This is a genomic window from Kerstersia sp. (assembly GCF_052103615.1).
Lineage (GTDB): Bacteria > Pseudomonadota > Gammaproteobacteria > Burkholderiales > Burkholderiaceae_B > Kerstersia.
On the sequence record NZ_JBQEKA010000038.1, the window covers coordinates 21,222 to 29,891 of the forward strand.

Below are 8,670 nucleotides of genomic sequence, written 5' to 3' on the forward strand. Positions count from 1 at the left end.
TTCAGCCAGGCCGGGTATGATGCGGCGTTTCGTTTTGTCCGCCGTCCCGGCTTCACGCTGGCGGGCGGCAGGCAATGATGGGTTTAGAACCGGCAGTGGCTGGACGCCGCTGCCGATTTTTTTGAATTATTTTCGGGATAGACATGGACGCAGGACTTCTACATCTGATCAAAGCATTTTTCCTGGGCATCATCGAAGGCTTGACGGAATTCATTCCGGTGTCCAGCACAGGGCATTTGATACTGATCGGTGACTGGATCAACTTCCAGAGCAGCGATGGCAAGGTGTTCGAAGTCGTGATTCAGCTGGGCGCCATTCTGGCCGTGATGTGGATTTTTCGCGCGCGCCTGGGCCAGCTGATCGGCGGCACGCTGCGCGGCGAGCGCCAGGAAGTCCGGTTTGCGCGCAACCTGATCGTGGCCTTCTTGCCCGCAGGCGTGATCGGCGCCATTTTCATCAGCCAAATCAAGGCCATTTTTTATCACCCCGGGGTGGTGGCCACGACGCTGATCATTGGCGGCCTCATCATGCTGTATGTGGAGCGCAATGCGCATAATGCCAAGGCGCCCAAACAGACGGCTGCCGATGCGCGCGCGACATCCTATACCCTGGAAGAAATTTCCTGGAAGCAGGCGCTGGGCGTAGGGGTGGCGCAATGCGTGGCCATGATTCCGGGAACGTCGCGTTCGGGGGCAACCATCATCGGCGGCATGATCGCAGGGATTCAGCGCAAGACCGCGACGGAGTTTTCGTTCTTCCTGGCCATGCCGACCATGTTGGGCGCAGCGGTATATGACATGTACCGCAACTATCACCTGCTGACCCAGCATGATTTGTCCGCGATTGCGGTGGGTTTCGTGGCCGCTTTCCTGAGCGCCATCCTGGTGGTGCGTGCGGTGCTGCGTTTCGTGGCCAATCACACCTATCGCGGCTTCGCCTGGTACCGCATCGCCCTCGGCCTGCTGGTCGCCGTGATGCTGTTCGTCAAGGCCTGATTCTGCACGGCAGGCGGCGCCGCCGCCTGGCCTGTCGCGTTCCGCGTATTGCGCTGCGGAAGGTGCGCGCGAAGTAAAAAAACCGCCTGCCAGGCCTGGGTAAAACCAGGATGGCAGGCGGTTTTTGCATCGGCAAGATGCTGCTGGCGGCGCGGGCCGTCAGGCTCAGGAACGGTGTTCCTGGGTTTCGTTATCGGCTTCTTCCAGGTCGTAGGCGGTCAGCCCGTCCTGATCCAGGGCGAACCAGCCGCCACGCCAGGGCTGTTCATCACAGCTCCAGTCCGGCAGCACCCAGCGTTCGCAGGCACGCCCTTCGACCTGCAGGACATGCCGCGCAGGACGGTGGGTATGGCCGTGAATCATCAGGGAAACGCCTGTATCCCGGAACGCGGCTTCGATTGCGGCAGCGTTCACATCCATGATTTCCTGGGATTTCTGCTGATTGGCCTGCATGCTGTCGTTGCGGGCCTGCTGCGCCATTTTCAGGCGCTCGGGAATCGGCATGGACAGGAATTTCGCCTGCCATTCAGGATCGCGCACCATGGCCCGGAACTGCTGGTAGGCCTGGTCGTCCGTGCAATACTCGTCGCCATGGGAGAGCAGCACCGTGCGGTAATCCGTTGTCAGCAGCACGGCGTCGGGCAGCAGTTGGGCGCCCAATTGGCTGGCCAGGGCTTCGCCCATCAGGAAATCCCGGTTGCCCCGGCCAATCCAGACCGGAATCCGGCCAGCCGTCTCGCGCAAGGCGGCCAGGACATCGGCCAGCCAGGGGGGGGCAATGGCGACGCTATCGTCACCAATCCAGAAATCAAAGATATCGCCCGGCAACAGCAAGGCGTCGGCTTCCTCGGCGGCGGCCGCGAGAAAACCGATGAATGCCTCATTGGTGGCGGGCGTGGCTTGCGCCAGATGCAGATCGGCGGCAAACCACAGCGTGCCGGGCAGCGTCAGGCGCGGCAGCTTATTCAAGCGCTTCAGCCTTGATGATGACGACGTCATCGACCGGCACGTCTTGGTGGAAGCCGCGGCTGCCGGTGCGGGCGCCTTTGATCTTTTCCACAATGTCCTGGCCTTCCACAACTTCACCGAACACGGCATAGCCCCAGCCTTGCGGGGTCGGCGCGCTGAAGTTCAGGAAGTCATTGTCCTTGACGTTGATGAAGAACTGGGCCGTGGCCGAATGGGGGTCGCTGGTGCGGGCCATGGCCAGCGTGTAGCGCTTGTTCTTCAGGCCGTTGTCGGCTTCGTTCTTGATCGGGGCATGGGTCTGCTTTTGCTTCATGCCGGCTTCGAAACCGCCGCCCTGAATCATGAAACCGTCGATGATGCGGTGGAAAATCGTGCCGTCGTAGAAGCCTTCCTGCACATAGGTCAGGAAGTTGGCGGCGCTGACGGGCGCTTTTTCTGCGTCCAGGGCGATGATGATGTCGCCTTGATTGGTCTGCAGTTTGACGCGGGGCTGATTGCTCATGACGGGGGCTCCTTGGCTTGTCGGTGAAATGGCCGGACTTGGCGGATTGCCTGCCTTGACGGGCAGGATGGCATAGCCGGCGGCGACGATGGCCGCGATAGCAATGCCTGACAGTGTCAGCCGGCGGGTAAAAGTCCTTTTGGTCATGGCTGGACCTCAGGGGAAGAAAGGGATTGTACGGCGGAGATGCGGCCGTCCAGGCCGCGCAGGCCCAGCGCGCGGGCGCGCTCGAAAGCGCGCGCCGATTGCGCCAGGCGCAGGTCTCCAAGATTGGCCCAGGCCATGGCATAGCCAGGGTCTGCATTGAGCGCCATGGACAGCGCATCTTCTGCCTGGTCGAGCTTGCCCGCGCGCCAGTAGAGCGCGGCCAGGTTATTCCAGGGTTCCGGGAGTTCCGGGTAGTTCGTGGTCATTTCGCGGTAGATGTCCATGGCTTGCTGGGCCTGGCCGCTGGCCTGCAGCGCGCGGGCATAGAGGAATTGCAGTTGCACATCGACCCCCGGGTCGCTGCGGTTGCTTTCTTCGGCCAGGCGTTGCTCGATGCGCTTCATGGCTTCGCGGGTATTACCGTTGTCGAGCAGGCGGGCAATTTCCGCCGCGGTTTCGCTGGCGCTGGGCGGCAGGGAAGTGTCCACGCCCGGTTTCAGGGCTTCCAGAAAGCGTGCCAGGGTCTCAGAGCCGCCGCTGGGCTCGCCTTTGCCATTCGGGCTAGGCATATCGACGACGGGCAGCGCCTGGGCATGCACGGCCGGTGCCACCAGCAGAAGGCTGGCGAGCAGGGAGCGGGACAGGAAAATCGAGAAGGTTTTGGTCATATCGCCTGGGCGGATTTCAGTGCAAAGACTGCCGGGCTTGAAGTCAGGGCAGCCGTGCTTGCTATACTTGCCGATCGCCATTTTAGCCTTGCTTGCCGTCCGGTACGGTACGCCGTAGGCTGCACTGCGCCACGCAAGGGTTTTTCCCCGTCATGGCAGCGCCGTGCAGCCGCGTTCATCACCTGTCATACATCGGGCCGTTAGACTTCATGATGCAGATTCACAACACCCTGTCACGTACCAAGGATTCCTTGCGCCCCATTGAGCCGGGCAAGGTGCGCATGTATGTGTGCGGCATGACGGTGTATGACTACTGCCACTTGGGCCATGCGCGCATGCTGGTCAGTTTTGATGTTGTGCAGCGCTGGTTGCGCGCCTCCGGGCTGGATGTGCGCTATGTGCGCAATATTACGGATATCGACGACAAGATCATCCGGCGGGCGGTGCAGACCGGCAGGCGCATTGGCGAAGTGACCGCTTTCTTCATCGACGCCATGCATGCGGATGAACGGGCGCTGGGCGTGCAGCCGCCGGATGCCGAGCCGCGGGCGACGGAGCATGTCGGCGATATGCTGGGCATCATCGCCCGGCTGGAAGAAAAAGGCCTGGCTTACCGCGCCGATGATGGCGATGTGAATTATTCGGTCAGGGCATTTCCTGGCTACGGCAAATTGTCCGGGCGCAGCCTGGATGACCTGCGCGCTGGTGAACGGGTCGCCGTCGATACCAGCAAGCGCGACCCCCTGGATTTTGTGCTCTGGAAGGCTGCCAAGCCCGAGGAACCCGCCGATACGCGCTGGGATTCCCCGTATGGTTTCGGGCGGCCCGGCTGGCATATCGAATGTTCGGCCATGAGCAAGGCCTTGCTTGGCCTGCCGCTGGACATTCATGGCGGCGGCCCTGATCTGAAATTCCCGCACCACGAAAACGAAATCGCTCAGACGGAAGGCGCATACGACCAGACGCTGGCGAATATCTGGATGCATTGCGGCCCGCTGATGGTGGATGCCGACAAGATGTCCAAATCGCTGGGGAATTTCCGCACCATCCGGCAGACCATTGCGCGGGATGCCTCGCACGAAGAGCACCATGAAGGCGAAGGGGACGAATGGTTCAACCGCCGCGAAGCGGAAATGCTGCGTTTCTTTATCGTGCGCAACCATTACCGCAGCGCGCTGAACTACGCCCCGGACAACCTGAACGACGCGCAAAACGCCTTGGACAGGCTGTACCGCAGCTTGCAGGCCGTGCGCGCGGATGAGGCTGGCGTGGATTGGAACCACCCCAGCGCCCAGGCCTTCAAGGCCGCCATGGACGATGATTTCAATGCGCCTGGTGCTTTGGCGGTGCTGTTCGAGTTGTCGGGCGAAGTGAATCGCAGCGGCTCGGCGCGCTCGGCAGGCCAGTTGCGCGGGCTGGGCGAGCTGCTGGGCTTGTTGCAGCAGGACCCGGAAGCCTATTTCAAGTGGCCGACACGCTATCGCCAGAAGCAGGCGGCGGATGGCGGGGCGGAGAGCGCAGCCGCAGCGGCCGGGGCTGCCCTGGATGACGCTGCCATTGATGCCCTAGTGGCGCAGCGCGGCGCGGCCAAGCAGGCCCGTGATTTCGCCCGGGCGGATGCCTTGCGCGCGGAATTGCGTGCGGCAGGCGTGGAACTGGATGACAAGCCGGGCGGTGTGACGGTCTGGAGGCGTGCATGAGCCAGGTGAGTCAGCCCGGCCAGAACGGCTCCGCCAAACCGGCATACTGGGATGCGGCGGTAGCGCATTTGTTGCGCCGCGATCGCATCCTGAAAAAAATCATTCCGCAGCACGATGGCAACTGGCTGATGACACGCGGCACGCCTTTTGCCACGCTGGTGCGTTCGGTGGTGGGCCAGCAGATTTCCGTCAAGGCGGCCAACGCTTTGTGGGAGAAACTGAACCAGGCCAGCGAGTCGGTGCATGAGCCGGAGGTTTATCTCGCGCTGGGTGAGACGGGCCTGCGCGGCCTGGGTCTGCCCAAGCGCAAGGCAGAATATGTCCTTGATTTAGCTGCTGGTTTTCAGGAACGCCGTTTGCGCCCCGAATTGTGGGATAGCATGGACGATGAGGCCGTCATTGCCGAGCTGACCACCATCTGGGGTATCGGGCGCTGGACAGCGGAAATGTTTCTGATCTTTAATCTACAACGGCCGGATGTCCTGCCGTTGGACGATGCCGGCCTGCTGAAAGCCATTTCGCAGCATTATTTCAGTGGCGAGCCCGTGTCGCGCTTTGAAGCGCGCGAGGTGTCTCAGGCCTGGCAGCCTTGGCGTACCGTCGCCACCTGGTATCTCTGGCGCAGCCTGAATGCCGTCGCAGTGCCTTCCTGCTGACGGCCCGGACTCGTCTTCACGCATACGGAATCTCATACGCAATGCGCAATACATTTCTCGAATTCGAACAGCCTCTGGCGGAGCTGGAAAGCAAAATTGAACAGCTGCGCTTTGTCCAGACTGATTCGGCAGTCGATATTTCGGATGAAATCTCCAAACTGCAGCAGAAAAGCCAGACGCTGGCCAAAAACATCTATGCCAAGCTGACGCCCTGGCAGACGGCGCTGGTGGCGCGCCATCCGCAACGGCCTTATACGCTGGATTACGTGCGTGAAATCTTTACCGATTTCCATGAGCTGCACGGTGACCGCATGTATGCCGACGATCAGTCCATCATCGGCGGCATGGCGCGTTTTGACGGCAAGCCGTGCATGATCATCGGCCACCAGAAAGGCCGCGACACCAAAGAGCGCGCACGCCGCAATTTTGGTATGCCGCGTCCGGAGGGCTATCGCAAAGCGCTACGCCTGATGCGTCTGGCGGAAAAATTCCGCATGCCGGTATTCACCTTCGTGGATACTCCGGGCGCCTATCCTGGCGTGGGCGCGGAAGAGCGCGGCCAGTCCGAAGCTATCGGCCATAACCTGTACGCGATGGCCGAATTGCGGGTGCCCATCATCTCGACGATCATCGGCGAAGGCGGCTCGGGCGGCGCACTGGCGATTGCCGTGGGCAATACCGTGCTGATGCTGCAATACTCCACCTACTCGGTCATTTCCCCCGAAGGCTGCGCGTCCATTCTATGGCGCAGCGCCGACAAGGCGTCGGAAGCCGCGGCCGCGCTGGCGATCACTGCGCCGAGTTTGAAAGAACTGGGGCTGATCGACCGTATCGTCAATGAACCCATCGGCGGCGCGCACCGCGACCCCGGTGTTATGGCGCGCCTGCTGCGCCGCGCGCTGAGCGATTCCTTGCGCCAACTGAGCGGCATGACGCCGGATCAGCTGGTGGCGCATCGCCTGGAACGCATTCGCGCCTATGGCGAAGTGCAGGAAGTCAAAGGCTAAGCCGCATGGATAAGGCGGTCGATGGCCTGAGCGCCAGCGCCGCCCACGCGCTGGCCGAGCCTGTGCGTGCCATGTTGGCCGCGCTGCCCACGGGCACGCGGCTGGCAGTCGGGCTGAGCGGCGGGCCGGATTCTTTTGCGTTGGCTTGCTGCGCCGCGCCGCTGGCGCGCAGCCTGGGCTTATCCCTGCACGGTTTTCATGTCCACCATGGGCTGCTGGCGCAGGCGGATACCTGGGCGGCGCAGGCCAGGGCGCTGGGCGAACAACTGGGTTGCCCGGTGCATGTCGCGCATGTGGACGTGACCGGCGCAGCTGCGCTGGGCATGGAAGCCGCCGCGCGCGAAGCGCGCTACGCCGCCCTGGCGGATCTGTCCCAAAGCCACGGCATTTCGGTTGTGCTGCTGGCCCATCATCAGGATGACCAGGCGGAAACCGTGTTGCTGCGGCTGTTGCGCGGCACCGGCCCCGAAGGCCTGGCCGCCATGGCAGCGCAAAGCCGGCGTGGCGGGGTGGCGTATTGGCGGCCCTGGCTGAATGTGCCGCGCAGCCGCATTGTGCCGATGGCGCAGGCTTATGCCGGGCAATATGGCATTCCGCTGGCGGATGACCCGACCAATCTTGATCCGCGCTACACGCGTGCCGCGCTGCGCGTGCAGCTGGCGCCTGTGCTGGATGAACGCTGGCGCGGCTGGCGCAGCATCCTGGCGCGCCATGCGCGCCTGGCGGCGCAGCAGGCGGAAATCCTGGCAGAAGTGGCCCAGGCTGATTTGCAGGGCCTGGCGCCCGAGGCAGACGGCAGTTTTTCGCTGGCGCGCTGGCGCGAGCTTTCCGCGGCGCGCCAGGCGCATGTCTTCCGTCACTGGCTGCAAAGCCAAGGCGCGCTCATGCCGACCGAAGCCAGACTCAATGACATCCTGCGCCAGCTGCGCCAGTTGCACGCGCTGGGGCATGACCGCCGGATGTCGGTCAGGCATGGGGATTGGCTGGTCAGTTGCGTCAAGGGCAGGGTCAGGCTGACTCGCCATCTTTGAGCCGCCGCGCCGCTGGCCTGTGGCCGTGCCTGGGGACGGCAGGCTTTTTTGCCTTTGCCATGCCGCAGCGGCGCAAGTTCTGTAAGGAAATTGCTCACTTGGCGATCTATCGTTGATAAGATAGAACGTTTTCGCTATATGCAGACAAACACTTAGCGTTAAAATTATTCCCCTTTTATTTCCCGTTCAACGGGCGCGTGCTTAAAACCGGGTGGAAGATGGCTCTGATAGTTCACAAGTACGGCGGAACCTCCATGGGGTCTGTCGAAAGGATCAAGAATGTCGCGCGGCGCGTGGCCAAATGGCACGCCGCTGGTCATAAAGTCGTGGTGGTCCCGTCCGCCATGTCGGGCGAAACCAATCGCCTGCTCGGTTTGGCGCGTGAAATTTCTGCCATGCCCGATGGCCGCGAACTCGACATGATTGCCGCCACCGGTGAACAGGCCAGCAGCGGTCTGCTGGCGCTGGCCTTGCAGGCCGAAGGCGTGGCTGCGCGCAGCTATGCGGGCTGGCAGGTGCCGGTGCGCACGGATTCCGCCTACACCAAGGCGCGTATCCAGGAAATTGACGCGACGCGCGTGCAGGCCGATCTGGATGGGGGCCGCGTGGTTGTCGTTACCGGTTTCCAAGGGGTGGACGATAACGGCTACATCACGACGCTGGGCCGTGGCGGTTCCGATACTTCGGCTGTGGCGATTGCCGCCGCGCTGGGTGCCGATGAATGCCTAATCTACACCGATGTGGATGGCGTCTATACCACTGACCCGCGCATCGTGCCGGAAGCCCGCCGCCTGAATGTCGTTTCCTTCGAGGAAATGCTGGAAATGGCGTCGCTGGGCTCCAAGGTGCTGCAGATCCGTTCGGTCGAGTTCGCCGGCAAGTATCGTGTCCCGGTGCGGGTGTTGTCCTCGCTTACCGATCCCCTTCTTCCGCTCGACGACGAAATGCATTCGGGCACGCTCATTACTTTCGAGGAAGACGAAAAAATGGAATCC

General features: G+C 62.3%; 9 protein-coding genes. 6 read left to right on the top strand and 3 right to left on the bottom strand.

The annotated features are described in order from the left end of the window. The first annotated feature begins 143 nt into the window (after positions 1-143). On the top strand, positions 144-995 hold the full coding sequence (locus ACTJGZ_RS09735) for an undecaprenyl-diphosphate phosphatase (protein ID WP_441662729.1): 852 nt from the start codon (positions 144-146) through the stop codon (positions 993-995). A gap of 165 nt (positions 996-1,160) precedes the next feature. On the opposite strand, the gene ACTJGZ_RS09740 is transcribed toward ACTJGZ_RS09735, so the two are convergent. From ACTJGZ_RS09740 to ACTJGZ_RS09750, 3 genes are all read right to left on the bottom strand, one after another. Continuing rightward, positions 1,161-1,955 (bottom strand): UDP-2,3-diacylglucosamine diphosphatase, encoded by a 795-nt coding sequence (locus tag ACTJGZ_RS09740; protein WP_441662736.1) that lies wholly within the window; start codon positions 1,953-1,955, stop codon positions 1,161-1,163. Between the two features lies 1 nt (position 1,956). Beyond that, complete coding sequence (locus tag ACTJGZ_RS09745; protein ID WP_441662737.1) at positions 1,957-2,466, bottom strand: peptidylprolyl isomerase; 510 nt, start codon at positions 2,464-2,466, stop codon at positions 1,957-1,959. A gap of 143 nt (positions 2,467-2,609) precedes the next feature. Beyond that, the gene (locus tag ACTJGZ_RS09750) at positions 2,610-3,281 is read right to left on the bottom strand and encodes a tetratricopeptide repeat protein (RefSeq protein ID WP_441662730.1); all 672 of its coding nucleotides are present in this window, start codon (positions 3,279-3,281) and stop codon (positions 2,610-2,612) included. Positions 3,282-3,490: 209 nt separating this feature from the next. Here ACTJGZ_RS09750 and cysS point away from each other — a divergent pair, with 209 nt between their 5' ends. From cysS to ACTJGZ_RS09775, 5 genes are all read left to right on the top strand, one after another. Next, positions 3,491-4,981, top strand: a complete 1,491-nt coding sequence (gene cysS, locus ACTJGZ_RS09755) for a cysteine--tRNA ligase (RefSeq protein WP_441662731.1) — start codon at positions 3,491-3,493, stop codon at positions 4,979-4,981. Further along, the gene (locus ACTJGZ_RS09760; RefSeq protein ID WP_441662732.1) at positions 4,978-5,637 is read left to right on the top strand and encodes a DNA-3-methyladenine glycosylase family protein; all 660 of its coding nucleotides are present in this window, start codon (positions 4,978-4,980) and stop codon (positions 5,635-5,637) included. The genes cysS and ACTJGZ_RS09760 overlap by 4 nt, the downstream gene beginning before the upstream one ends. 41 nt (positions 5,638-5,678) lie before the next feature. Next, complete coding sequence (locus ACTJGZ_RS09765) at positions 5,679-6,644, top strand: acetyl-CoA carboxylase carboxyltransferase subunit alpha (protein ID WP_441662733.1); 966 nt, start codon at positions 5,679-5,681, stop codon at positions 6,642-6,644. A 71-nt stretch (positions 6,645-6,715) separates the two neighbouring features. Beyond that, positions 6,716-7,675, top strand: a complete 960-nt coding sequence (tilS, locus tag ACTJGZ_RS09770; protein WP_441662738.1) for a tRNA lysidine(34) synthetase TilS — start codon at positions 6,716-6,718, stop codon at positions 7,673-7,675. Positions 7,676-7,893: 218 nt separating this feature from the next. Continuing rightward, positions 7,894-8,670, top strand: a 777-nt coding sequence (locus tag ACTJGZ_RS09775; protein ID WP_441662734.1) for an aspartate kinase, incomplete at its 3' end; no start/stop codon positions are given.

Bases quoted from the DNA above. Each gene is read 5' to 3' on its own strand.
- ACTJGZ_RS09745 (WP_441662737.1), bottom strand. From the start codon at position 2,466: ATGAGCAATCAGCCCCGCGTCAAACTGCAGACCAATCAAGGCGACATC.
- ACTJGZ_RS09765 (WP_441662733.1), top strand. From the start codon at position 5,679: ATGCGCAATACATTTCTCGAATTCGAACAGCCTCTGGCGGAGCTGGAA.
- cysS (WP_441662731.1), top strand. From the start codon at position 3,491: ATGATGCAGATTCACAACACCCTGTCACGTACCAAGGATTCCTTGCGC.
- ACTJGZ_RS09760 (WP_441662732.1), top strand. From the start codon at position 4,978: ATGAGCCAGGTGAGTCAGCCCGGCCAGAACGGCTCCGCCAAACCGGCA.
- ACTJGZ_RS09735 (WP_441662729.1), top strand. From the start codon at position 144: ATGGACGCAGGACTTCTACATCTGATCAAAGCATTTTTCCTGGGCATC.
- tilS (WP_441662738.1), top strand. From the start codon at position 6,716: ATGTTGGCCGCGCTGCCCACGGGCACGCGGCTGGCAGTCGGGCTGAGC.
- ACTJGZ_RS09750 (WP_441662730.1), bottom strand. From the start codon at position 3,281: ATGACCAAAACCTTCTCGATTTTCCTGTCCCGCTCCCTGCTCGCCAGC.